Origin of the sequence: Pseudoflavitalea rhizosphaerae (assembly GCF_003991355.1) — a bacterium.
Lineage (GTDB): Bacteria > Bacteroidota > Bacteroidia > Chitinophagales > Chitinophagaceae > Pseudobacter > Pseudobacter rhizosphaerae.
On record NZ_RCSU01000013.1, the window covers coordinates 161,252 to 187,102 of the forward strand.

A 25,851-nucleotide genomic window follows, 5' to 3' on the forward strand; every position below is an offset into this window, starting at 1 on the left:
GGTAAATATTGATTTTTGCTGGCGAATCGAAATATAATAATAGTTGACGCTTGGTTTATTGATTTTAGTTGTTACTTTTACCTCCGAATTGTAACCTCCCACCTGGTTCACTATCCTTTGGAGAGCAAGCTAATGACGCTAATGCCAATTGAACGAAGCTTATACTCACTACCACGAATCCATTGAAATTCCTCACAGCTGATCGTCCGATCGGTTAATCCACATACCATCCTTAAAGCCATACCTTTTGAAGTACGGCTCTGCGCCTGTTCAGATATAACAACAGTAGTTTCTCAATACCTCTGTAAACCGATTATCGTCCAAGCATAAGCCTTTTGAAAAATTGCGATTTTTTCAAACTTAATTTTTTCTGTTAATGAAAAATTTAATACTCGCAATTGACGACAGCAAGGCAATACGTTTTTTATTGCAAACTGTACTCGGAAAACATTACCAGGTTGTGACTGCACCAGACGGATGTTCTGCTATGTATTGGTTATCGAAAAGAAACCTTCCAGGCCTGATCATCCTCGACGCACAGCTTCCTGATATGCAGGATTGGGAAATGGTTGAACAATTATCCACCAGTGGTATTTACAAAGACATTCCCATGATCGTGCTTTCATCATTAGATAAAGAGAAAGTAAAAGCCCAGTGTGAAGAATACGGCGTTTCCGCATATTTCACAAAGCCCTTTAATCCCGTTGACCTGATGGACGTAGCGAACCGATTGCTTAATGGCCAAAAGACCCCTGCACGCGTTGCGCATGCAGATTAAGTATTGAGTAAGAAAATCAGGAAAAACTTAACCTTCAACCTTACTTTATGGAACTGACATTTTTACCCGGGGAAAAGACAGCAAGAAGGATTTACAAGCACTATTCCATTAATTCCAGCATTGCTGCCGAACAACCTACAGCCAGCAACACCAACAAGCTGGAGTTTTTTTACATAGGAAAGAAAGCGGCCAACATCGACAGTCTGATCCGGACATTCGAAAGCGGCTATGCTGCCGAATCGGTGAGCAATGCCCGTTCCATGCTCAAGCGCCTGCTTCATCATTCCAAAAATATTTTCATTCCGGATGTGATCATCCTGGAAATCTCTGCGTCTACTGATTTCCGTGAACTGCAGCAATTCCTTGCTACTGACAGCCTCCTCAAAGGAGTACCCGTTGTAGCCGAAGTAAGCGGACTCACAGAAGAAGTGATCAAACGCGCCAAGGAATGCCCCTTCATTGATGAGATCCTCGTATTGAACGAACAGAACAGGAGCTCCCTCATCCGCAAGATCGGCTTCCTCAAAAAAGTGAAACAACAGTTCCTGCTGGAAAAAAGCTTTTCACTCGAAATGTCTTTACACGATCATAAAGACAGACCTACCATCATCAAAAGAAGTTTCGACATCATCGTTTCTTCCAGCATCCTCCTGGCCATCAGCCCGATAATGCTGTTGATCATGGCCGCCATCAGGCTGGAAAGCAGAGGCCCCATCTTCTATATTTCCAAAAGAGCCGGCCGCGGATACAAGATCTTCGACTTCTTCAAGTTCCGCACCATGGAAGTTGACGCTGATAAAAAAGTAGCGGCTTTGAGCCACCTCAACCAATATGATGCAGTTCAGGAAGGCCCCGTGTTCTTCAAGGTGGACAATGATCCGCGCATCACACGCGTCGGGAACATCCTTCGCAAAACCAGCCTGGATGAGCTTCCCCAACTGATCAACGTACTGAAAGGCGATATGAGCCTGGTAGGTAACAGACCCTTACCCTTATACGAAGCCGCTTCCCTCACTACCGATGAGTGGGCCAAGAGATTCATGGCGCCCGCAGGTATCACCGGCCTCTGGCAGGTGAAGAAAAGAGGTAAGAAAGATATGTCAGTGTCTGAAAGGATCGCGCTGGATTGTGATTACGCAGAACGTTACAGCTTCCTGTACGATATGTGGATCATGGCCAACACACCCGCAGCATTAATGCAAAGTTCAAATGCGTAGCATTGCTTTATAGAGTGTAGCGGGGTCATGTACCCCGCTACAAATGCTCAGGGTTCCACCCCTGCATCGAAACCCCACAAAAAGAAAGCTGATATGTCAACAGGGCAAGAGCCTTTCGTATCCATCATTACACTCAACTATAACCAGACCGCCGTTACCTGCGATTTCCTGGAATCGGCTAAGCATTTGCGTTATTCCAACTACGAGATCCTCGTGTGTGATATGGATTCCGATGTTGACCCAACCGAACAGATCCTCTCCGGCAATTATCCCAACACCAAACTCCTGCTCAGCAAAGAGAACCTCGGCTTCGCCGGTGGAAATAACTGGGGCATGAGACAGGCAGGCGGCGATTACTTCTTCATCGTGAACAACGATACGGAAATGACGCCCGATCTTATCCAACAACTGCTCCAACCCTTTCAGGAGGATGGATCCATCGGCGTTACCTGCCCCCGCATCATGTACTTCGACCAGCCTAACGTTATCCAATATGCGGGATTCAATCCCATGGGCAAACTCACCGGCCGCACCAGCAGCGTAGGGATCTGGGAAGAAGACAAAGGCCAGTACAATCAATCCCGCGCCACATATGGCGCCCACGGCTGCGCCATGATGGTGAAAAGGGAACTGACGGAACAGGTTGGAATGTTCCCGGAAAAATTCTTTCTTTACTATGAAGAATGGGACTGGAGCGCACGCATACTCAAAGCAGGATACAAGATCTGGTACACTGCAGATGCAATAATCTATCACAAGGAATCGCTCAGCGTTGGAAAGGCCAACCCCATGAAAGTGTACTACCATACCCGCAACCGGATCCTGTACATGCGCCGGAACGCAGGCCCGTTGCAACTCCTGGCATTCAGCGCTTTCTTTACATTCTTTACCTTACCCAAAAGCGTGATCGGTTTTGCCGTCAAAAAACAATTCACGCACCTGAAATATTTTTTGAAAGGGGCCGTTTGGAACCTGTATTCATCCAGTTACTCTAAAACTTAGCATGCTACTCACGCTTCTCCATATCGTTCTTGGGATACTGTTTGTGTATCTCGCCATCAATACCCTCTACTTCTTCACTGCAGCAGTAGCAGGCAAACTGTATCGCTCCCCGAAGTACCTGCCGCATCCCGACAAGAAGAAGATCGCCGTGCTGATCCCTACTTATAAGGAGGACCATATCATCATCAATACCGTGAAGAAGGCGCTGGAACATGATTACCCGGCTGACCGCTTCACCATCTTTGTAGCAGCCGACCAGCTGCAGCCGGAAACCATTGCTGAACTGCTCAGCTATCGAATTTGTCTGAAGGAAGTACAATTCGAGTTGAGCAGCAAGGCCCGCTCCCTCAATGCACTGTTGAACCATGTTCCGGAAAATGAATATGAGATCGCCATCATTATAGATGCAGATAATATTATGATGCCTGGCACTCTTGAAAAGGTGAATGCCGCTTTCCACAAGGGTTTCAGGGCAGTACAATGCCATCGCACCGCCAAGAACCGCAATACGCCTGTGGCTGTGCTGGATGCCATGAGCGAAGAGATCAACAACCATATCTTCCGCCGGGGTCAACGAGCCCTGGGCTTCAGCAGCAATACCATCGGATCCGGCATGGCCTTCGAATTCAAAAAACTGAAAGAGATCTATAATAAACCAGGTATCCTGGGCAACCCCGCCTGCGACCGTGAAGTGGATTTTGAAACGATGAAAGCGGATATCTGCATCGAATTCATCGATGATGCTTATGTACTGGATGAAAAAGTGAGCAGCAAAGCGGTTTTTGAAAGACAACGCACACGCTGGCTGGAATCGCAGATCATTCACCTGCGCCTCTTCTTTGACAAAAACCAGGGGCATCTTCCCAGGACCAAGGATTACTGGAATAAGCTTTTTGCCAACTTCGCTCCCCCGCGCCTGGTATTCCTGATCAGTTATTGTATCTTCTTTTTACTCTTCCTGGTAGAATTGATCAGTGGCGTGCAATTCCTCTTTCCACCCTATATCTGGTGGGCCGGATTGACCGTTTTATATTTTTTGACATTTGTCATATCCATTCCGGGAAACTTTTATACCTGGAAAACACTGCGGGCATTACTGCATATTCCACTATTGATGTGGAGTATTGTACGTGCAATTTTCCGCATGAAAGTAAGCAGGAAAGAGTTCCTTCATACCCCCAAAGCGTATACGCAGGAATCGAACCACTAACCCTGCAACTCAGGCCTGCCCAGTGTTTCGTGAATATTAATTTTTTCCACATTAGGCATAGTTTATACCCACAGCTGTGAAATGGCCCTGGTTTTGCTGTTTCTTTGCAAGCTTACTACACCCACGCTCACCTCTGTACACTAGAAGAACTACGATTGATTTTTGTCAAATTCACATGTCAAAAAACCGTGGCTCTGATGTATCGTATCATCGTATTATTTCGTTACTTGGTAAGGTTATTGTATATGGGTTGCCATGCAATTCCTTTTTCGAATCCATTATATCCTAATACCGAAAAATCAACTCTATGAAGAATTCTACCCTGATGCGTAGGAAACTGCTGCTGCTCTTTTGTCTCTTCATGTTTTCCCTTTCAGGTATCTCACAACAAAAGCAAAATTGGATCACCGCTAAAAACGGTAAGGAGATTGGCTTTTACGAATATGTTCCCACGAATTATTCTGCTAATCCTTCACTGAAGTATCCTGTTATCATCTTCCTGCATGGGCATGGTGAACGGGGCAATGGCCGTTCGGAGCTTCCCCGTGTTTTGCTTAGTGGTACGCCTCCGAGGCTGATTGCAGACGGCAATCCGATGACATTCACCTGGAATGGAAAAACTGAATCCTTCATTGTGATCAGCCCCCAGTGTAATTCAGAGTTTGGCTGGTGGCAGAACTGGTATGTGGATGAGCTGCTCGCGTATGTTCAGAAAACCTATCGCGTGGATGAGAACCGGATCTTCCTTACCGGCCTGAGTATGGGTGGTGGCGGTACCTGGGCTTATGCCGGCGCTTCCGTGGAGAATGCTAAGAAGTTCGCCGCCATCGGCGTTTCCTGTGGCGCCTGCACCAACATCGATCGCTGCAACCTGGCCAATGCCAATCTTCCCGTATGGGCATTCCACGCCAAAGACGATAACAGCGCTGCACCATATAGTTGTACAGCCGGCACCATTGCAGCTATTAATGCCTGCAACCCTGCTGTTCCTCCTTATTTCACTTCCTATGAAACAGGCAACCACTGGATCTGGGGCCGTGTGTATGATCCCGGTCACAATGAACAGGACCCTAATCTTTACGAATGGTTCCTGGCACAGAACAGAAGCCTTCCTGTTAATAAACGTCCGGTGATCAATGCACCTGATGTAACCACTACATCCTCTCTTGCCACTGCAGTACTGGATGCTTCCAAATCAACAGATGCAGATGGGAGGATCGTCCGTTATTCATGGAAAAGGATTTCCGGTCCGGGTGGCGGCACACTCAGCGCCGGTTTCTCACTTGATGGCAAGATCACTGTTAATAGCCTGGTGAATGAAGGCACTTATGTTTATGAAGTGAAAGTGATTGATGATCGTGCGGACTGGACTGTAAAGAATATCACTGTGAATGTAGTGGCTGGCGCACCCGGCACCAAGAAACCCATTGCAGATGCAGGTTCCGAGATGACCGTTTTCTATCCCGCCACCAGTGCACAGCTCAATGGCAAAGGTTCTTACGATCCTGATGGCAGTATCACCAAATGGGCCTGGAGCCAGGTGAGTGGCCCAACCACAGCTGGATTCACCAATGGCGGCACTTCAACGCCTACTGTAACCAACCTCGCATTGGGAACTTATGTTTTCAAGCTCATCGTTACCGACAATAATAATCTGACAGCGGAAGCGCAGGTGACTGTAAAAGTGAGTCCCTCGAATGTATTACCCGTTGCCAAAGCAGGTGCAGACATCCATATCAGTTTGCCTGTCAGCACAGCAACACTCGATGGCAAAGACTCCTATGACTCCGATGGTGAGATCAAAGCTTATGAATGGGCTTATGTAAGCGGCCCTTCACAATATACTATTACAAGCCCCACGGCTATGACCACTACGGTTACCGGTCTTGTTGAAGGTACTTATGCATTCAGGCTGCGCGTATGGGATAACTGGTACAATTCCACGAACGATACCGTAAAAGTGACCGTGAGCAAGGATCCCGCGCCGGTGAATAGTCCACCCGTGGCCAGTGCAGGGCCTGACCGGGAGATCACATTACCTGTCAATTCCGCTTCACTCGATGGCAGCGCCACCCGCGACCCCGAAAATAATATTACAAAGTATGAATGGACAAAGGTGAATGGCCCGGCATCGCACAATTTCGCAACCGGTTCTTCCCCCTCAACCATTGTAAATGATCTATCTGAAGGCAGCTACGAATTCAAACTTACCGTTACTGATGCCGGTGGACTCAGTTCTTCAGACAATGTGATCGTTCGCGTGAATCCAAGGCCCAATCAGGCTCCTGTGGCCAATGCTGGCCCTGACCGGGAGATCACTTTGCCAACACAAACAACTTTGCTGGATGGCAGTTCCTCCAGCGATCCCGATAATAATATTTCATCTTACGAATGGGTCAAGATCAGTGGCCCAAACGCGCACACTTTCGCCAATGCCGCCGCTGCTTCCACCAATGTAAATGACCTCGCGGAAGGCACTTACGAGTTTCAACTCACAGTAAAAGATGCGGCCGGCCTCAGTTCTTCAGACATCGTGGTAGTGAAAGTAAATGCGAAACCAACACATGCCCCCGTTGCCAATGCAGGTCCCGACCGCGAGATCACATTGCCGGCATCTGCTACAACCCTCGATGGCAGCGGTTCTACAGATGCAGATAACAATATTGAAACTTACAAATGGACGCAAGTAAGCGGGCCTGCTTCCCCCACTATCGTCAATGACGCTGCAGCCCAAACGGATGTAAAAGATCTGGCTGAGGGCACCTACCAGTTCAAGCTTACTGTTACAGATGCTGACGGGCTGAGCTCTGATGATATCGTGACCGTGAAAGTGAATCCCAAACCCAATCAGGCACCCGTGGCCAATGCAGGTGCAGACCGCAATATCACATTGCCTGCCTCCGCTACCACCCTGGATGGCAGCGCCTCTTCCGATCCTGATAATAATATCAAGACTTTTGAATGGTCGTGGGTAAGCGGCCCCTCCACCTATCATATCGATAATACTGCAAATGCAAGTACTGACCTGACCGGTCTCGTGGAAGGTAGTTATGTTTTTAAACTTACTGTTACGGATGAAGACGGACTGAGTTCCAGCGATGAGGTGAGAGTAATCGTAAATCCTGTATTGACGCCCGATAACCAGGCGCCAACTGCCGATGCAGGCAGTGATCAAAATATCACATTACCTTCTTCTGCTACCCTTAATGGAACAGGCAGTAAAGATGATGATGGCAGTATCGCCAGCTGGCTTTGGGAATGGGTGAACGGACCATCGTCCTTTAATATCGTGAATAAGAATGCAGCCAGCACTGCACTGAACGGACTCGTAGTTGGCACCTATACATTCAGACTAACGGTTACCGATAATGGAGGTCTGACCGCTTCCGATGTGGTTACAATTGTTGTGAACCCCGATCCCAATCAGGCTCCGTTGGCCAATGCAGGCAATGATATTTCCATTACACTCCCCAACAATTCAACAACCCTCGATGGCAGTACCTCCTCCGATCCGGAAGGCAAAACCCTGACTTTTCTCTGGGAATGGGTTAATGGTCCTGGTACCTATACTATCGCCAGTAAGAACACAGCGAGTACCTCGCTTACTGGTCTTGTTGTTGGAACTTATACATTCAAACTCACTGTTACAGACGTTGGCGGATTGAAATCCGTGGATGAAGTGAAAGTGGTGGTGAATCCCGATCCCAACAAACCACCGGTAGCCAATGCAGGTACCGATGTTACCATCACATTGCCTGTTCAAACAGCCAGCCTGGATGGAAGTTTGTCATCCGATCCGGAAGGCAAAACGCTCACTTATCTCTGGAGCTATGTGAGTGGCCCTAACTCCTATTCGTTTAGCAGCACCAATACAGCAAAGACCAGTTTGAATGGATTAGTGGAGGGGACTTATGAATTCAGGCTGCTGGTGAAAGATCCCGGTGGCCTCAGTTCCAGCGATATCGTGAAAGTGATGGTGAAACCTGTGCCTCCCAATCAATTGCCCAACGCCAATGCAGGTGCGGATTTCAGCGTTACCTTACCAAATCCGCTGATTCAGTTGAATGGCGGTTCATCAACCGATAATGATGGCACCATCACTGCCTGGAAATGGAATCTCATCAAAGGGCCCAATGCAGCTACTATCACAAATGGCACTACCAAACTGGCAACGGTAACCGGCGTGATCGCAGGCACCTATCAGTTTGAACTGGTGATCACAGATAACAGGGGTGGTATCGATAAAGACACAGTGAATGTGATCGTGAACAATCCGCCGAACCAGGCGCCAACTGCCAATGCAGGTACAGATATCACTATTACACTTCCTGTATCCGCTGTAACCCTCAATGGAAGCGGCTCTACCGATCCCGAGAACAAACCACTCGCTTATCTCTGGACTTACGTGAGCGGACCAACGCCATATTCATTTGCCACTCCTGCTGCTGCAAAAACAGTGGTGAACGGATTAGCAGAAGGAACCTATCAGTTCCAGCTGCAGGTGACCGACCAGGGTGGCCTCATTTCAAAAGATATTGTAAGAGTAACAGTGAAGCCTGCTGTGAATAGATTACCACTCGCCAATGCAGGTACAGACTTCTCGGTAACATTGCCTGCACCAATCATACAACTCAATGGCAGCGCATCTTCCGACCAGGATGGAGAGATCACTTCCTGGAAATGGAGCCGCATCAGCGGGCCCGGAACCGTTACCGTCAACAATGCGCAAACCAAAGTGGCCAGTGTTATTGGTGCTATAGTTGGCGTACATGCATTTGAACTGGTAGTTACAGACAACAGGGGAGGTATCGACAAAGACACGGTGAAGGTGACCGTTGTTAATGCCCCCAACAAAGCTCCTGTGGCGATGGCCGGAAAGGATACAACTATTGCAGTACCAGCCAATTCAGCCATACTCGATGGTACAGCTTCTTTTGATCCCGATGGCGTGATCACTTCAGCCAGGTGGACCCAGATCGAAGGGCCGCGTGAAGCCATTCTTTCTACCACCAGCGGCGTTACCACTACCGTTTCCGGCCTTACTACCGGCGTATACCTGTTTGAACTGATAGTGACCGACAATAAGGGAGCAACAGGTAAGGACACTATCAAAGTGGCTGTGGTAAACAATTTCAAGTATACTGAAGAGCTGACTCTTTATCCCAACCCAACCAGGGGGCAGATGAAGGTCCGCTGTATCAGCGATACAGAAGGGGATGCTATCGCTTCCATCATAGATATGAACGGACATGTGGTGAAGAGTTTCCTGGTCCCCAGGTCCCAGTCCGTAGTGATCCAGGAAATATCCGTAGTTGACCTGGCGCCGGGCGTATATTATTTACACTTGAATCTTGCCAATAAGAAGAAGATGGTTAGTAAATTTGTGAAGCAATAGACGAAACAGTTTATAAGCGCTCCGGAACAGCTATCTTGCAGGAGCATTTGAAATAGAGATCACCCGCCGGGAGGCGAGCGATTGGTAACACTCGATAAATGTGAAGGATTTACTCAGCAGTGCCGCCAGTCGCTCTCCTTTTTCGCGGGTGATTTTTTGATTTAAGACAAATAGTGAAGCACGTCAAATATCTACTACAGCATCTCCTCATTTTTGTTTCTAATTTTTTACTGCGAACAATTGCATTACACGAATGCTTTCTTGCCTACCAATTATGCCTGACTTTTTGATGTACCCGCAAACCCTTGCCAGTACTGGCTTTTACAATTCGAAAAAAAACTTTTTTTGCTAACACGTTCGCTTCCTTGTATTCAGAACGTTTACTTGTAATAACTGCATGCTGTTTTACTCAACCGCGGTAAAAATGTTGCCTGGCTTACACATCTTGGTATAGTAATTGCGCATTTTGGAAACTGAAAATCGTTCCCTATTTAATCCCGGTTAGTCCGAACAGTAAAAGTCGTTTTAGCTCCCGCCTGAAAGTGCCTTGGGATTGATGTGACCTTTATAAGAAACCGGTTTTGTTCATATTCCTTATCTATTCGATTTTTTACAGGTCTGCAAAGCGATAGCATGAAATGCTTTGAAAGTATTGCTGCTATTGACTATGATCATTGCAAAATGGTCGTACCAGGAAACTATTTTTTTTACGGGAAACACTTTTAATTTTCTATGAGAAACTTTTTACTCTGTCTGCTGGGCATCCTGATCACGATGTCCGCCGCGGCACAACACGAGCCCAAGGGTATCACAGCTAAGAATGGGGAGTACATTGGGTTCTATCAATTCTTACCTCCTGATTACAACAAGGACACGAAAACGCACCCTCTGATCATTTTCCTTCACGGTGCGGGAGAAAAGGGTGATGGCACCACGCAACTCAAGAATGCCTGCTGGAATGGGCTTCCACGCGAGATCGACGAAGGCAGCACCATGACCTTCACCTGGAATGGCAAAACAGAATCCTTCATCGTGCTAACGCCGCAGCTGAATTCAAAATACGGCTGGTGGCAGAACTGGTACGTTGATGACCTGATCGATTACGCTACCAAAAATCTCCGCATCGATCCAAACCGCATTATCCTGACCGGCCTGAGTATGGGCGGCGGCGGCACCTGGCAATACGCAGGCAGCTCACTTGAGAACGCCAAAAGGCTTGCTGCCATCGGCATTTCCTGTGGCGCCTGCACAAATACAACCTGGTCCAATATGACCAATGCAAACCTGCCCATCTGGGCCTTTCACGCGGAAGACGATAAGAGCGCCGCTCCTGTAACTTGTACCAAGGGCGCTATTCAGTCTCTCAACGCCCTCAATCCTGCCGTGAAACCTTATATGACCATCTGGCCTAACGGTGACCACTGGATCTGGACCCGCGTATACAATACCAAATACGAATACAACAATCCCAATATTTACGAATGGTTCCTGGCGCAGAACAAGAGTCTGCCGGTAAACGTTCGTCCTGTTGCCAATGCAGGCGGTAATCAATCCATTACTACCGGCACTGCACAGGTAACCCTCAATGCGGGCGCTTCCACCGATAAGGATGGCAAGCTGCTCCGCTTCATCTGGAGCAAGGTTTCCGGGCCATCATTCGGTACCATCAGTACGCCGGTTACAACCAATGGCGTTACAACCGTTACCAATCTCACACAGGCTGGCACTTATGTATATGAAGTGAAAGTGGTGGATGACCGCTGCGACTGGACCACTGCTCAGGTAACCATCACCGTTACAGACGGTCCTGCCGGAGGCAATCAAAATCCTGTTGCCCGTGCCGGAAATGATATTACCATCAAGGCTCCGGCCAACAGCGTTACGCTCAACGGCTCTACTTCTTCCGATCCCGATGGAAGCATCACTGCTTATAACTGGACTAAAGTGAGTGGCCCCACAGCCGGCACTATCGCGGCGCCCAACAGCTCATCCACTGCAGTAAGTGGCCTTACAGAAGGCACTTATGTATTCAGGCTGAAAGTGACGGATAATAAAGGAGCTACCGCAACAGATGATATTACCGTAACAGTGAACAAGGCAGACGACAAACCGACTGCCTGGGTAGTTGACGCCGGCGCAGATAAAACCATCACACTGCCCACCAATAGCGCAACGCTGGATGGATCCAATTCCAGCGATCCTGCGGGACCATTGCAGCAGTTTGAATGGACAAAGATCAGCGGACCTGCAAAATTCACGATCGCCAACAGCAAAGTACAATCAACCACTGTGAGCAATCTTGCTGCCGGCACTTATGGATTCAAATTCACTGCCTGGAACAATTCATGGCAGCCGAAATCAGATACAGTTTATATCACTGTGAAAGACGCACCGGTAACATCTCCTGATAAACCCGTGGTTGCAAACGCCGGTGCCGACGTCACTATTACCCTGCCAACCAACAGCACCACGCTGAACGGATCTGCCTCCGTCAATCCAACGGGCAACGTGATCAAGCAGTACCAATGGAGAAAGCTTACAGGTCCTGCGCAGTACAGCATTGCCAATCCAAAGGCTGCTGTTACTGCCGTGAACAACCTGGCGGCCGGTATCTATACCTTTGAACTGATGGTCTGGAACCATAACTGGGAACCACGTGCAGACACGGTGAAGGTTACGGTGAACCAGGGTAGCGGTGGCGATCCGGGCACTGGTGATGTTGTAAAAGCCAATGCGGGCGCAGACATCACCATTTCAACACCGGCCAGCACAGCCACATTGAATGGCTCTGCTTCATCAGATCCATCTGGTGTGATCAAGGAATACAAATGGAGAAAGATCAGCGGCCCCGCTTCTTTCACCATTGTGAATCCTGCCGCTCCTGTTACATCAGTAACCGGGCTTACTGCCGGCGTTTATGCATTCGAGTTAATGGTATGGGGTCATAACTGGGTGCCGCGCGCAGATACTGTGCAGGTGATCGTCAGGTCTTCCACCGGTAATACCGGGGATGCCAAAGCAGGTCTGGCCAATGCCGGTCCGGATATCGCCATCACACTACCTGCCAACAGTGCATCACTGAATGGTTCTGCCTCCGTTGATCCGCTGGGACAGATCAAAGAATACAAATGGAGAAAGATCAGCGGGCCTGCACAATTCTCCATCGGTAATCCTGCTGTTGTGATCACGCCTATCACCAACCTTGTGGAAGGCATCTACAGCTTCGAACTGATGGTATGGGGTAAAGATTGGGTTCCCCGCGCAGATACAGTACTGGTGATCGTTTCATCTGTTGCAAAAACTGCTGTGCAGTCTGTGAATACAGAAACGCAACTGATGGCAGTTGCTACTGAAGTGAAAGAAACCGGCGCCTCTGCTGATAAACTGAAAGTATATCCCAATCCTGCCGTGAGTATGATCAATGTGGAAACTACCAGCAAGGAGAGCGGCAATGCGCAGCTGAAGATCTACAATTCCAGTGGCAGCCTGATCCGCAGGATCAGCTTCCGGCAGCAACAATCTGTTCAGGTACAACAGGTACCAGTAAGCGACCTGAAACCAGGCGTATACAATGTGGAAATCCTGATCAATAATAAAACCACTTTGGTGAGCAGATTTATAAAACAATAAGTATCTTTCCACATATCCTGTAAAAGATCACGAGGGTGCACCCGATAAGGCTGCACCCTTTCTTTTTGTCCGTTGAATTCCGGGAATGATAAAGCCCGCTACTGTCGGGCTTTTCAGAGGAAATTCGAATTAATTAGAGTAAAATTGGATGTGGCTTGAACTCCTTCGTTTGATCAAACAGGTAACGGTAAGTAGTAAGCGTCCTGCTGGGCCAGGTCTCACCCATTCGTTTGGCAACGTTGATCATTTTAGGATTGAAATCTCCGATCCATTGCATTTCGTAATGCTCGTACTCATATTGTTTCAGCAGGATACCTGCTTCTATAATCATGTAAGCATCCAGCCCCAGGCCCTGGTATTCCGGGATCACTCCGAAAACAAGTCCAACCATTTTCCTGCTGGGCTTGTTCTTCATCAGCCATAGCAGTTTTAGTTTGTGCCACCAGTTGAATTGTCCATTCAGGAATTTGAACCATTGATTGAGGTCAGGCAGATTGATGAATATGGATACAGGTTGATCGTTATGATAAACGAACCAGGCAATCTTTTCATCCAATACCGGTTTCATGGTTTCGAAGAGACGTAACACCTGTTGCGGCGCCAATTCTTTTTGTCCTTCATGCCCGGCCCATGCCTTATTATAAACGAAGGAAAAATCTGCTGCATATTTTTCCAGCTGGCTCTTGTTGATGGTAACCATCTTGTAGCTGGGATCATTGGATATAGCAGCGTGCCTGTTCCAGAGCTTCTTGTGAAAAGGGCCATGGATCGACATTCCAAAGCAGAGTTGATTATAAAAAGGACGAAAGCCGTAATTCTCGAAAAGCTCCTTGTAATAAGGCTGGTTGTAGTTCATGCAGTAAAGCGGCTCGCTGAAGCCTTTCACTACCAGCCCCCACCAGCGATCCCGCTCTCCGAAATTGATCGGACCGTCCATCGCTTCCATTCCACGCTGAAGCAGCCAGTGCCGGCTCACATCGAAAAGCATATCTGCTGCCTGCTGGTTGTTGATACAATCGAAAAAGCCAATACCACCAACAGGGCCATCGTCTTCTTTATTTTGATACTTGCTGTTCACAAAAGCGGCGATACGCCCGATCAGCTTTCCTTCATCGTTCTTAAGCACCCATCTGTTCACCTCGCCAAAGCCAAAAGCTTTGTTCCGCTTCGGGTCAAACACTTCTTCCACATCCTTATCCAGGGGACGGATATAACTGGGATCATGTTTATTGATCTCTACGTTCACCTGGATAAATGCGGATGCCGTTGCAGAATCTTTAACTTCTATGAGTTGCATCGATCTTTATTATACGATAGTTACCAATTTACAAGGGTACAAAAAAATTGATAAGCGTAAACCACTTTTCTGATCATTAACCAACCGAACCTTTTGTGAATCCGGCACATACAGGTAAAAACGGGGCCTGGGAAGCTATTTCATGCAGCCAGTACACATTATACAATATGTTCATACTATGATAATTAGGAAATTCCTGCCGAATCCCACATTATTTCCCGTTTCTTATTTTATAATTCTCTTTGCAGCCCTTACCTTTGCGGCCAAATTAAAACGCTCTCTTAAACATCTTATATGGCAAACGTTGGAAAGATCAAGCAGATCATCGGCGCGGTAGTGGATGTGCAGTTTGATGGAAAACTCCCGGAAATCTATAACGCACTTGAACTGAAAAAACAAAATGGTGAAATCCTGGTACTGGAAGCTCAGCAGCACCTCGGTGAAGACAGCGTACGCTGTATCGCTATGGACGGTACTGAGGGTCTGGTTCGCGGACTGGAAGTAGTAGACACCGGCGCCGCTATCACTATGCCTTCCGGCGAGGCTATCAAAGGCCGTCTTTTCAACGTAACCGGAGATCCTATCGACGGATTGCCAGCAGTATCCAAACAAGGTGGCCGCCCCATTCACGCTAAACCACCTGCGTTTGAGAACCTCTCTACCGCTACAGAAGTTCTCTTCACTGGTATCAAAGTTATCGACCTGATCGAGCCTTATGCAAAAGGTGGTAAGATCGGTCTCTTCGGTGGTGCCGGTGTAGGTAAAACAGTATTGATCCAGGAGCTGATCAACAACATCGCCAAAGCTTACTCCGGTGTATCCGTGTTTGCAGGTGTAGGTGAAAGAACACGTGAAGGTAATGACCTGATGCGTGAGATGATCGAAGCTGGTATCATGAAATACGGCGAAGAGTTCAAACACTCCATGGAAAATGGTGGTTGGGACCTGAGCAAGGTAGACATGAAAGAACTCGCAGATTCAAAAGCAACCTTCGTATTCGGACAGATGAACGAGCCCCCTGGTGCACGTGCACGTGTGGCCCTCTCTGGTCTGACTATCGCAGAATACTATCGTGATGGGGATGGACAGGGCAAAGGCCGTGATATCCTCTTCTTCGTTGACAATATCTTCCGTTTCACCCAGGCAGGTTCTGAAGTATCAGCCCTTCTCGGTCGTATGCCTTCAGCGGTAGGTTACCAACCTACACTCGCAACCGAAATGGGTCTGATGCAAGAGCGTATCACTTCTACCAAGAACGGTTCAATCACTTCCGTACAGGCGGTTTACGTACCTGCGGATGACTTGACTGACCCCGCTCCTGCAACTACCTTCGCTCACCTGGATGCAACAACCGTATTGAGCCGTAAGATCGCTGACCTTGGTATCTACCCTGCGGTTGACCCGCTGGATTCCACCAGCCGTATCCTTACGCCAGCTATCGTAGGTGATGCTCACTACAACTGCGCTGACCGCGTGAAGCTGATCCTCCAGCGTTATAAAGAACTGCAGGACATCATCGCCATCCTCGGTCTGGATGAGTTGAGCGACGAAGACAAACAAACAGTATCACGCGCCCGTAAAGTACAGCGTTTCCTGTCACAGCCTTTCCACGTGGCCGAGCAGTTCACTGGTCTGAAAGGTGTACTCGTTCCCATCGAAGAAACCATCCGCGGTTTCAACATGATCATGGACGGTGAAGTAGACGAATATCCTGAAGCTGCCTTCAACCTCGTAGGTACCATCGATGATGCTATCGAAAAAGGTAAGAAACTGCTGGCCCAGGCTCACGGATAATTTGTCACAACATTCTAATCAACTATGAACTTAGAGATATTAACACCGGAACGCAAACTCTTCAGCGGAGATGTTTATGGCGTACAACTGCCCGGCATCAGCGGATTGTTTGAAGTGCTCGATAAACACGCTCCACTCGTTTCTGCTCTCAAAGCAGGAAAGATGAAAGTGCTGAAAGACAAATCCAATCACGTTGTCTTTTACGATATCCAGGGCGGTTTTGTGGAAGTACTCAACAATAAAGTGACTGTTCTGGTGGAAGGCGCTGAAGAATCGGCCAAATAAGAAAGATACCGGCTTATCCCGGTTCAGATAGATCATTGAAAACCCTCGCCTGGCGGGGGTTTTTCATTGCCGGAAAGATGGGCAGGCATCAACCATTTTTAGAGACAATTTGGCCTGATCACGGCACTGGCAAAGTAATTGCCCAACTTAGGTTTGCCGATAAAATCGCGTATTTTTACCGTTTCGGCGCAGGAGTAACTGGCAGAGCCGCAATTCCTTGCGCCGGTCGGCCATTTTTACAGCATAAAGGCATTTAAAAACAGGAAAGCTATGACAGAAAAAGATCCGATTTTGGACGATAACGGCCAGGATGCCAACATTCCCGACTTCAACACGGAAGACACCAATGAAGGTGCTTCAGAAGTGGAAAAATTGCAGCAGGAAGTAGGTGAACTGAAAGACAAATACATCCGTCAGGCAGCCGAATTCGACAATTTCAGAAGAAGGACTTCCAGGGAAAAACTTGAACTGATCCAGACAGCCGGAAAGGATGTGATCGTATCGCTCCTGGATGTACTCGATGACTGCGACCGCGCAGAGAAAACCCTGGAAACACAGGAAGACAATCCCGCTATCCGTGAAGGCGTACAACTGGTATTTGCCAAATTACGCAATACACTGGCTGCAAAAGGCCTTAAGCCTATGCAGACCATCGGAACCGAATTTAACCCCGAATTCCACGAAGCCATTACAGAAATCCCCGCACCTGCTCCTGAACTCGCAGGAAAAGTGGTGGACGAAGTGACCAGGGGCTATTACCTGAATGATAAGATCATCCGGTTTGCAAAAGTGGTTGTAGGAAAATAATACCCCATTGGTTTTCTATGAAAAGAGACTATTACGAAATACTGGGCGTATCCAAAGGGGCCTCCCAGGATGAGATCAAAAAGGCCTACCGGAAGGTGGCCATGCAATATCACCCTGACCGGAACCCCGGCGATAAAGCCGCTGAGGAAAAGTTCAAGGAAGCCGCTGAAGCCTACGAAGTCCTGAGCGATCAGGATAAACGTTCACAGTACGACCGCTTCGGTCATGCAGGTGTGAACGGCAATGGTCGCGGATTTGGTGGCGGCCAGAATATGGACGATATCTTCAGTCAGTTCGGCGATATTTTCGGCGACGATATCTTCGGGAATTTCTTCGGCGGCGGTGGTGGCGGAAGAAGAGGCGGCCAGCGCCAGCGTGGCGTTCGCGGCAGCAATCTCCGTATCAAACTCAAGCTCACCTACGAAGAGATCGCCAAAGGTGTGAACAAGCAGATCAAGGTAAAGAAATATGTTGTCTGCAGCACCTGCAGCGGCTCCGGAGCAAAAGACAAGAACAGTACTCAAACCTGCGGCACCTGCGGCGGAAGCGGCCAGGTACGCAAGGTCACCAATACTTTCCTCGGACAGATGCAGACAGTTACCACCTGTCCTACCTGTAACGGTGAAGGACATGTGATCACCGCCAAATGCGGAAGCTGTAAAGGTGAAGGGAGAGTATATGGCGAAGAAACTGTGAGCATCGATATCCCTGCAGGCGTTATGGAAGGCATGCAGCTAAGTGTTGGCGGCAAAGGTAATGCCGGCGAACGCGGCGGCCCTCCCGGCGATCTGATCATCCTTATCGAAGAGGAACAACATAAGGAACTGCACCGCGATGGTCTCAATGTTGCATACGAGCTCCATATCTCCTTCCCGGACGCCGCATTCGGTACAAACGTGGAAGTGCCCACCATCGACGGGCGCGCCAAGATCAAGATCCCCGCAGGTACACAAAGCGGCAAGATCTTCCGCCTCAAAGGCAAAGGTTTCCCCGCTGTGAACAGCTATGAAAAAGGCGATCAGCTGATCTATGTGAACGTGTGGACCCCACAACACCTCACATCTGAAGAAAAAGCCATGCTGGAGAAATTGAGTCATTCACCCAATTTCCAACCACAGCCTGATAAGACCGATAAGAATTTCTTTGATAAAGTGAGAGAGATGTTCTCTTAAAAAAGTTCCCTCCGCGACTGCATCACGCAATCGCGGAGGGCTCACTCGCTCGCCTCCGGCGAGTGAGGTTTATTTTGTCGCCTCCGGCGACACAGTGTTCGCCGGAGGCGAACAAATATGAGTCACTCGCCGGAGGCGAGCGACTGGCGACACGCTAATTATTTTTTATTCTTCCGCTTCCGCATCTTCCCATAGATCTTCTTCGCTTTCTGCACCATCGCTATGAACTCCTCCTGCACATAATCTCCCTTGCGATGCGCTTCATCAGCCATGATGATCACATCGTTCCAGCCAAACTGATGAGAGAATTTCGATTGCTTCAGCAAAGAGGCAAACATCACCACCGAAGTTGCGAACTGGTAACATTTGGGCAGTACAGTAAATTCTGAGTAGTTCGCTTCTACCTGGTATTCGGTTATGCGTCGCAGTGACTCATTGGGTTTTCTGAAATTGATACAGAGATTTGCCACCGGTTCATCCGCGGGATAAGCTTCAGGCCCCGCCTGCCCTACCGGTTCGATTTCGAACAATACCAGCAGCGAATGGCCCGGCCCCACTTCCCCGCCTTCCACTTCATTCAGTGAATCTGCCAATGCCTTCGCCTTGTTATCGAAACCGATCAGCCTGTATTCACGCACCACCGATGAATTGAAACGGATATTGAGATAAGCATCATCCGCTACCGTGAACAAGGTCTGTGTCAGCTCGCGCACCAATACCTTCTCCGCCTCATGTTCGTTATCGAGATAAGCGAAATTGCCATTGCCCTTCTTGGCCAGCACTTCCAGTTTGGAGTCTTTATAATTGCCCATACCCACCCCCAGACAGGTCAGGTAGATCCCTGATTCCTGGTGCTGGGTGATCAGTTTTTCCAGTTCGTCCTCACTGCTTTGTCCTACGTTGAAATCCCCGTCTGTAGCCAGTATCACGCGATTGTTACCGCCTTTGATGAACTGGCTTTTTGCCAGCCTGTAGGCAGTTCTGATACCGGATTCGCCGGGTGTTGAACCTCCGGGATACAGTTCTTCTATCGATTTCCTGATCTTCACTTTGTCGGCCCCGCTGGTGGGCGTCAGCCACACACCTACCGTGCTCCCATAAACGACAATCGACACGGTGTCTGTATTACGAAGATTATCCACCAGCAATTTGAAAGAAGACTTCAACAACGGCAAGCGATTGGGCATATCCATCGAACCCGAAACATCCACCAAAAAAACGAGATTGGAAGGAGGGATCTCAGAACTGTCTATTTTTCGCGAAGCGATATTCAGATATAACAATTGATGCTGTGCATTCCACGGGCAATCGGAGATGTATGACCGAAAACCGAAGATACTGTCCTTGTCCAGCGGGGATGCGTCGAAATTGAAATAATTCAGCAACTCCTCCGTGCGCACAGCATCGGGCGGTACCGTGGTATGCATATTCAGAAAGCGACGGATATTGCTGTAGGCGGCGCGGTCAGCATGAATCGCGAACCCGGTTTCCGGATATTTTCTCGCCTGTACAAATTCATTTTCCACCAGGGTACTGTAGGTTTCCCCGCTGAATAAGTATTTCTTTCTTTCTTCCGGCTGCATATTCCGCGTAAGGCTCACCAGTTTGTTACGTTGCAGGTGTGCAGCGGAATACAACATTTTAAGAGAAACGATATGATAATGGCCCGCTTCCACTTTAATGGCCAGGTCCTGGTAGCCATCCAGTGAAATGAATAATGAATCAGTTTCTTTGGAACTGACGATACCAAAGGAGCCTTTAACGCCTGAGTAATAGAGCAGGTTACTGGATTGCAGTTTCAATTTCGCATTGGACAAAGCATTGCCTTTTTCGTCTCTGATCTCACCGCGCAGGTAAAATTGGGCGGAAGCAGTGGCAAACATCAGGGTAAACAGCAGTATTACACAAGCAATTCTCAACAGGTAATTTTGGGTTGAAAAATACCATATCCTTTGGTTTCCTGCAAGTGTACGGAAGCCGGAATATTATTCTGCGAGCTTGTAGATCTCCGGGATATTTCTTCCCAGCCCGTCATAATCAAGGCCATAGCCCACTACAAACTTGTTGGGAATAGCAAATCCGATGTAATCGATGGGGATTGGAAAAACGGTAGCCTCAGGCTTGTGAAGCAAAGCTACGATCTTTAAGGAAGATGGCTGCTGGTGGTGTAACTGGGGGAGGAATTCGCTCAGGGTTTTGCCGGTATCCACAATATCTTCGACCACCACCACATCCCTTCCGAATATATCTGTATCGAGGCCAATTGCGGTGAGTACCTGACCTGTAGAACGCGTACCCTTATACGAAGCCAGCTTGATGAAGCAGACTTCCACATCTACCGAAAGCTCCTTGAAAAGGTCAGCGGCAAAAATGAATGAGCCATTGAGGATCGCGATGAATACAGGTCGTTTTCCTGCATAGTCCCTGTTCAGGTCTGCTGCAATTTCACGGATACGTTTTTTGATCACTTCAGCAGTCAGGTATGGTTCAAATGACTTATCATGTACACGGATGGTGCTCATAGAATCAGTTATTGATAAATGACAAGCGATTGGCCGATCTTCAGATCAACACCCTGGAGTCTGTTCCACTCCTGGATCTTTTCAACTGTTACACTGTATTTCTTAGCGATGCTGTACAGGGTTTCTTTGGTTTGCACCACATGTGTGAACATATTGGTCATGGCAGGCCTGCTGTCTGCCGTGGTTCTCACCACCGCCGCAAGTGCTGGTTCTGTTGCCAGCCTGGGCCTTGCAGGTGCAGAAGAGCGCAGGTAGATACGTTCGCCGATGCCGGGCACATCATCTTCTTTCAGGTGATTGTATTTCAGCATGGCCTCCAAACGGATACCTTCAGTCTGACAAATATCGTAGAGTGTTTCACCTTCCTGCACCACATGTACTTCACCTACACCGGTCTTTCTTTTGCGTTGCAGGTAGAGCAACTGGTCTTCAGTGATCACATCTTCCTTTTCCATATCGTTGAAGTCTAACAGGCGACGAAGTGAGATATCATATTGTTTGGCAACGGCCAGTAAGGAGCTGCCGCTCTTTGCATAAATAACGCGGGTATCATTGATCTTGAATTCCCCTTCAGGATACAGGAGTTCAACCGGAGCCATTGCTACGGCCGGCTTTGTTTCCACAACAACAGCAGGCACCATTTCAACAGCAACCGGCTCACCGATCTCAGGCTTGTTGCTGGCCAGGATCAAGTCCGGTCTTTTCAGTTTGCCCAATGCGATCAGCGAATAGTCTTGCAGGTTATAGTCTTCGATCAGCCTGATGAGGAGTTGTGAGTATTTGATATTGGTAGCATAACCGGCTTTTTTGAGACCGTATGCCCAGCCTTTATAATCTGTGGGATCGAGTTGAAAGAGGAAAGCGTAGCGGGAACTGTTCTTAAGAAAATTGGAATGGTCCAGGTAGGAATCGCTGGCGCTTGAGTAGGAACGGAAACATTCGCCGCGGGCATCATCATCATGATATACCTTCTTACCCTGCCAGGTGTTCTTGCACTTGATGCCGAAATGGTTGTTGGACTTCATCACCAGCGGACTCTTGCCGGCCATGGTCTCATGAATGCCCTGCGCCAGTTTGATGGAAGCAGGAACACCGGTCCTCACCATTTCCTGGATGGCCATTTCCTTGTAGGTGTTGATATAATTCAGGATGTCAGCGCTCTTCTGAGCCTTTACACAAAGTGTTGCCAGCAACGGCAATACAATCAATAAGCGTTTCAGCATTCCTTTTTATTTTTTACGGATCATGAGTAAACCATCTCTAATGGTGAGCAGCACCTGCTCCACTCTTTCGTCCTGCAGCACCATTTCGTTGAAGCGCTGCATGGCTTTGCCATTCTTTGTTGTTACCGGCTCTTCCAGTACTTGTCCATGGAACAGGACATTATCAGCCAGTATCACACCACCAGGTCTTACAGCAGGCAAAACCAGGTTGAAATATTCCATGTAGGAAACCTTATCTGCATCTATGAACACGAGGTCCCAGGTTTCCTGCAGGGTGGGTATGATCTGTAACGCATTCCCGACGTGCAAAATTATCTTTTCACGGTCATTTGACCTATTGAAATTTGCCTGGGACACAGCTCCATCGGCCTCTCTGAGCTCAATTGTGTGCAACAGGCCGTCTTTTAACAAGCCTTTTGCAAGGCAGAGGGCGCTATAACCGGTAAAAGTTCCGATCTCCAGTATACGGCGCGGCTGCAACATCTGGCTTATCATGCTCAGGAACTGCCCCTGCACATGACCGCTCAACATATGCGGTTGTGCATGTGAGGCGTAGGTTTCTGTATTGATCCCATGCAACAGTTCATCTTCAGGAGATGTGTATTTTGCTGCGTATTCTTCTACAATGGCTGGTATCAGTTCCACAGTTGCTGTTTCTACAAAGATAATCTTTGTACTTTTATGCAAATCGCTTGCTTTGAATACCGGCCTCGAAAATCTCCGCACCCAACGGTGGGTTGTAACCGTTGCTGTGATTCTCTTCCTGTTGAAAATTGTTGCGTACTTCCTTACGCACTCAGTTGCCATCCTTACGGATGCACTGGAAAGCACCGTGAATGTGATCGCAGGCTTTATCGGATTATACAGCTTGTATGTAGCCGCCAAACCAAGGGATGAAGACCATCCTTACGGTCATGGTAAAGCGGAGTTTTTATCAGCTGCCGTGGAGGGGACCCTCATATTGATCGCAGGACTGATCATCATTTATGAATCAGTTGTGAGCTTTATTCATCCGCGTGTACTTGCCAAACTCGACAGCGGCATTATTCTCGTAGCCATTACCGCCCTCATCAATTTTGTGGTGGGCAGCATCAGTATCAAAAGAGGTAAAAAGAACAACTCACTAGCACTCATCGCTAGCGGTAAACATCTGCAATCAGATACCTGGTCTACATTCGCTATCATCATTGGATTGATCCTGATCAGGTTCACGGGATTGACCTGGCTGGATAGTATCATGGCCATTTTGATTGCGGTGATCATCTTGTATACCGGTTATGGTATTCTTCGCAAATCACTCGCAGGAATTATGGATGAGGCCGATAAAGAATTGCTGCAAAAAATGGTGGAAGTACTCAATGCCAACCGTCGTACAAATTGGATAGACCTGCACAATCTTCGTGTGATCAAGTACGGTGGACAACTACATATCGATTGCCATCTCACAGTTCCCTGGTACTTTAATGTGAATGAAGCACACCAGGAAGTGGATGAGCTTACAAGTCTGATCCGGCGTGAGTTTGGGGATAGTATCGAGATGAATGTACATGTTGATGGTTGCATGGATTTCAGTTGCAGTATCTGTCAGCGGTTTGAATGCACCGTGCGAAAGCAGGAGTTTATTTCAAGAGTACAGTGGGACCTGAAGAATTTGCTGAGCGACAGGAAGCATTCGCTGGATGTTCTTTAGTGTCAACAATATCTGACAATCCGCATTGATTGGTCATGTGGAAATATCCAGGAAAGTCTTAGAAAAAGAGCTTTTCAATATCGAATTTGTTCGGTATTTTTTCTTGTTCGTATTTTACGAACAAACTAATTATCCGAACATGAAATCAGAGATCATACCTGGTGTTTTACAAGAATTTAGAAGTCGGGTAAGAATTGAAGCAACCTGGGAAAAGGGCTCCAGGCAATTTTGACCGGCACAGAAGAATACAGACAATAGCAAAGTTGAAATGATTCACTGAAAACATTGGCGATTGAACTTAGTTTCTTTCTCGGCACCTTTCGTAATCTCCCCTGTATTTTTCCTATGTGGATAAACTTCCCTTTGGCACGGTACATGCAATTATAAGAACACTTAAATCCGTTCTTATGAAGAAAACAATCGTAGTAGGTCTGTTGATGACCCTGACCATTTACCTGCTGATTTACATTTTAGCAGAGTACTGATCAACAGGAAGTGCATTCAAAAAAAATCACATCGATAACTTACTGATCACTGTGCAGATCAGGCCTTCTGTCTTTAGTACGCTGAACGGCCTGTTCATAACGCCAGTCGGCGATCTTCAGGGGGTCGCCGCTCATGAGGATGTCAGGGACCTTCCAGCCGCGGAAATCCGATGGCCGGGTATACACGGGAGGAGCCAGTAAGTTATCCTGAAAAGAATCCATCAGCGCAGAAGTTTCATCATTGAGCACACCAGGCAATAATCTTCCAACTGCATCAACGATCACAGCCGCAGCCAGTTCACCTCCACTCAGCACATAATCGCCGATAGAGATCTCCTTCGTTACAAAATGTTGGCGGATGCGTTCATCGATACCCTTGTAATGTCCGCAGATGATAATGAGATTGCCTTTCAGCGAGAGTTGATTGGCGGTGGATTGATCAAAGCGCGGACCATCGGGCGTTACATAAATGATCTCATCATATGTCCTGTCTTTTTGCAGGGTTTCGATGGCATTGGCGAGGGGTTCGGGCATCATTACCATTCCTGCTCCTCCTCCATACTGGTAATCGTCTACCTGTCCGTATTCATTCACTGCCCATTGACGCAGGTGATGAACATGAACTTCCAGCAATCCCTTATCCCGGGCTCTTTTCATGATGGAATGGGAAAGCGGGCTCTCCAGTAATTCGGGCACAACAGAAATAATATCGATACGCATGGCGCAAAGATAAGGCAGATGATGAACAATCAGGATGCTCACTCGCTCGCCTCCGGCGAGTGAGGAATATTTGTTCGCCTCCGGCGAACATTGCGTCGCCGGGAGGCGACGAAATAGAAGTCACTCGCGGGGACNTTGCGTCGCCGGGAGGCGACGAAATAGAAGTCACTCGCGGGGACGCGAGCGACAGGCCACTGCGAGATTAATCTTCTCCCCCTGCTCCATCTTCGTCCATGAATCCTTCAATATCCCTTCTTTGTTTTTTGGTGGGGCGCCCCACTTTGCTGAGGCGTTTGCCGGTATGGAAGCTGGCGGCCTGGAATTGCAGGCGTTCCAGTTCTTCAGGCGGGGTGAGGTCTTCGTAGAATTTGATCGCTTCCGTGTGTGCAACACGGTTATGCAGCAGCCCGGTGACCTTTACGGTCCATCTCCGGGCTGCTGTTTTAACTTCATAGATCTCTCCGATGTTCACGGATTTGGAAGGCTTTACATTGTTATCATTCCATTTCACTTTCCCTCCGTCGCAGGCTTCGGTTGCCAGCGTGCGTGTTTTGAACAAACGGATCGACCATAAATATTTATCGATTCGTAATTTCTCTTTTTCAGCCATGTTCCAAAGTTACG

18 protein-coding genes are annotated in these 25,851 nt (G+C 48.1%); 11 read left to right on the forward strand and 7 right to left on the reverse strand.

What is annotated here, in order from left to right:
• Nucleotides 1-376: 376 nt before the first annotated feature.
• The 6 genes from D9Y29_RS20850 to D9Y29_RS20875 all read left to right on the forward strand — a co-directional run bounded on the left by D9Y29_RS20850 (nt 377) and on the right by D9Y29_RS20875 (nt 13,232).
• On the forward strand, nt 377-778 hold the full coding sequence (locus tag D9Y29_RS20850; RefSeq protein ID WP_127131904.1) for a response regulator: 402 nt from the start codon (nt 377-379) through the stop codon (nt 776-778).
• Nucleotides 779-825: 47 nt separating this feature from the next.
• Nucleotides 826-1,995: a sugar transferase gene (locus D9Y29_RS20855; RefSeq protein WP_241238002.1), complete on the forward strand. Its 1,170-nt coding sequence runs from the start codon at nt 826-828 to the stop codon at nt 1,993-1,995.
• 93 nt (nt 1,996-2,088) lie between these two features.
• Entirely contained in the window at nt 2,089-2,997 is a 909-nt protein-coding gene (locus D9Y29_RS20860) for a glycosyltransferase family 2 protein (protein ID WP_127131906.1), read from the forward strand.
• A 1-nt stretch (nt 2,998) separates the two neighbouring features.
• Nucleotides 2,999-4,207 (forward strand): glycosyltransferase family 2 protein, encoded by a 1,209-nt coding sequence (locus D9Y29_RS20865; RefSeq protein WP_127131908.1) that lies wholly within the window; start codon nt 2,999-3,001, stop codon nt 4,205-4,207.
• A 307-nt stretch (nt 4,208-4,514) separates the two neighbouring features.
• Complete coding sequence (locus D9Y29_RS20870; protein WP_127131910.1) at nt 4,515-9,602, forward strand: PKD domain-containing protein; 5,088 nt, start codon at nt 4,515-4,517, stop codon at nt 9,600-9,602.
• Nucleotides 9,603-10,334: 732 nt separating this feature from the next.
• Nucleotides 10,335-13,232, forward strand: a complete 2,898-nt coding sequence (locus D9Y29_RS20875; RefSeq protein WP_127131912.1) for a PKD domain-containing protein — start codon at nt 10,335-10,337, stop codon at nt 13,230-13,232.
• Between the two features lie 133 nt (nt 13,233-13,365).
• Here the strand turns inward: D9Y29_RS20875 and D9Y29_RS20880 are convergent, their stop codons facing one another.
• Nucleotides 13,366-14,529 (reverse strand): hypothetical protein, encoded by a 1,164-nt coding sequence (locus D9Y29_RS20880; RefSeq protein ID WP_127131914.1) that lies wholly within the window; start codon nt 14,527-14,529, stop codon nt 13,366-13,368.
• Nucleotides 14,530-14,823: 294 nt separating this feature from the next.
• Between D9Y29_RS20880 and atpD the strand changes: the two genes are divergently transcribed.
• The 4 genes from atpD (at nt 14,824) to dnaJ (ending at nt 18,587) form a co-directional block, all read left to right on the forward strand.
• Nucleotides 14,824-16,323, forward strand: a complete 1,500-nt coding sequence (atpD, locus tag D9Y29_RS20885) for a F0F1 ATP synthase subunit beta (RefSeq protein ID WP_127131916.1) — start codon at nt 14,824-14,826, stop codon at nt 16,321-16,323.
• A 24-nt stretch (nt 16,324-16,347) separates the two neighbouring features.
• On the forward strand, nt 16,348-16,608 hold the full coding sequence (gene atpC, locus D9Y29_RS20890) for an ATP synthase F1 subunit epsilon (protein ID WP_127131918.1): 261 nt from the start codon (nt 16,348-16,350) through the stop codon (nt 16,606-16,608).
• A 270-nt stretch (nt 16,609-16,878) separates the two neighbouring features.
• On the forward strand, nt 16,879-17,415 hold the full coding sequence (locus D9Y29_RS20895) for a nucleotide exchange factor GrpE (protein WP_127131920.1): 537 nt from the start codon (nt 16,879-16,881) through the stop codon (nt 17,413-17,415).
• Between the two features lie 17 nt (nt 17,416-17,432).
• Nucleotides 17,433-18,587: a molecular chaperone DnaJ gene (gene dnaJ, locus D9Y29_RS20900; protein ID WP_127131922.1), complete on the forward strand. Its 1,155-nt coding sequence runs from the start codon at nt 17,433-17,435 to the stop codon at nt 18,585-18,587.
• Between the two features lie 158 nt (nt 18,588-18,745).
• On the opposite strand, the gene D9Y29_RS20905 is transcribed toward dnaJ, so the two are convergent.
• From D9Y29_RS20905 to D9Y29_RS20920, 4 genes are all read right to left on the reverse strand, one after another.
• Nucleotides 18,746-20,506: a vWA domain-containing protein gene (locus D9Y29_RS20905; RefSeq protein WP_127131924.1), complete on the reverse strand. Its 1,761-nt coding sequence runs from the start codon at nt 20,504-20,506 to the stop codon at nt 18,746-18,748.
• 66 nt (nt 20,507-20,572) lie between these two features.
• Entirely contained in the window at nt 20,573-21,109 is a 537-nt protein-coding gene (gene hpt, locus D9Y29_RS20910; protein ID WP_127131926.1) for a hypoxanthine phosphoribosyltransferase, read from the reverse strand.
• 8 nt (nt 21,110-21,117) lie between these two features.
• Nucleotides 21,118-22,332, reverse strand: a complete 1,215-nt coding sequence (locus D9Y29_RS20915; RefSeq protein ID WP_127131928.1) for a glucosaminidase domain-containing protein — start codon at nt 22,330-22,332, stop codon at nt 21,118-21,120.
• 6 nt (nt 22,333-22,338) lie between these two features.
• Complete coding sequence (locus D9Y29_RS20920) at nt 22,339-23,019, reverse strand: O-methyltransferase (protein ID WP_241238003.1); 681 nt, start codon at nt 23,017-23,019, stop codon at nt 22,339-22,341.
• Between the two features lie 10 nt (nt 23,020-23,029).
• Between D9Y29_RS20920 and D9Y29_RS20925 the strand changes: the two genes are divergently transcribed.
• A complete protein-coding gene (locus tag D9Y29_RS20925) occupies nt 23,030-24,022 on the forward strand; it encodes a cation diffusion facilitator family transporter (protein ID WP_127131930.1) in 993 nt (330 codons plus the stop codon).
• A 524-nt stretch (nt 24,023-24,546) separates the two neighbouring features.
• Here the strand turns inward: D9Y29_RS20925 and trmD are convergent.
• Complete coding sequence (gene trmD / locus D9Y29_RS20930) at nt 24,547-25,227, reverse strand: tRNA (guanosine(37)-N1)-methyltransferase TrmD (RefSeq protein WP_127131932.1); 681 nt, start codon at nt 25,225-25,227, stop codon at nt 24,547-24,549.
• 202 nt (nt 25,228-25,429) lie between these two features.
• A complete protein-coding gene (locus tag D9Y29_RS20935) occupies nt 25,430-25,837 on the reverse strand; it encodes an RNA-binding S4 domain-containing protein (RefSeq protein ID WP_127131934.1) in 408 nt (135 codons plus the stop codon).
• Nucleotides 25,838-25,851 lie beyond the last annotated feature (14 nt).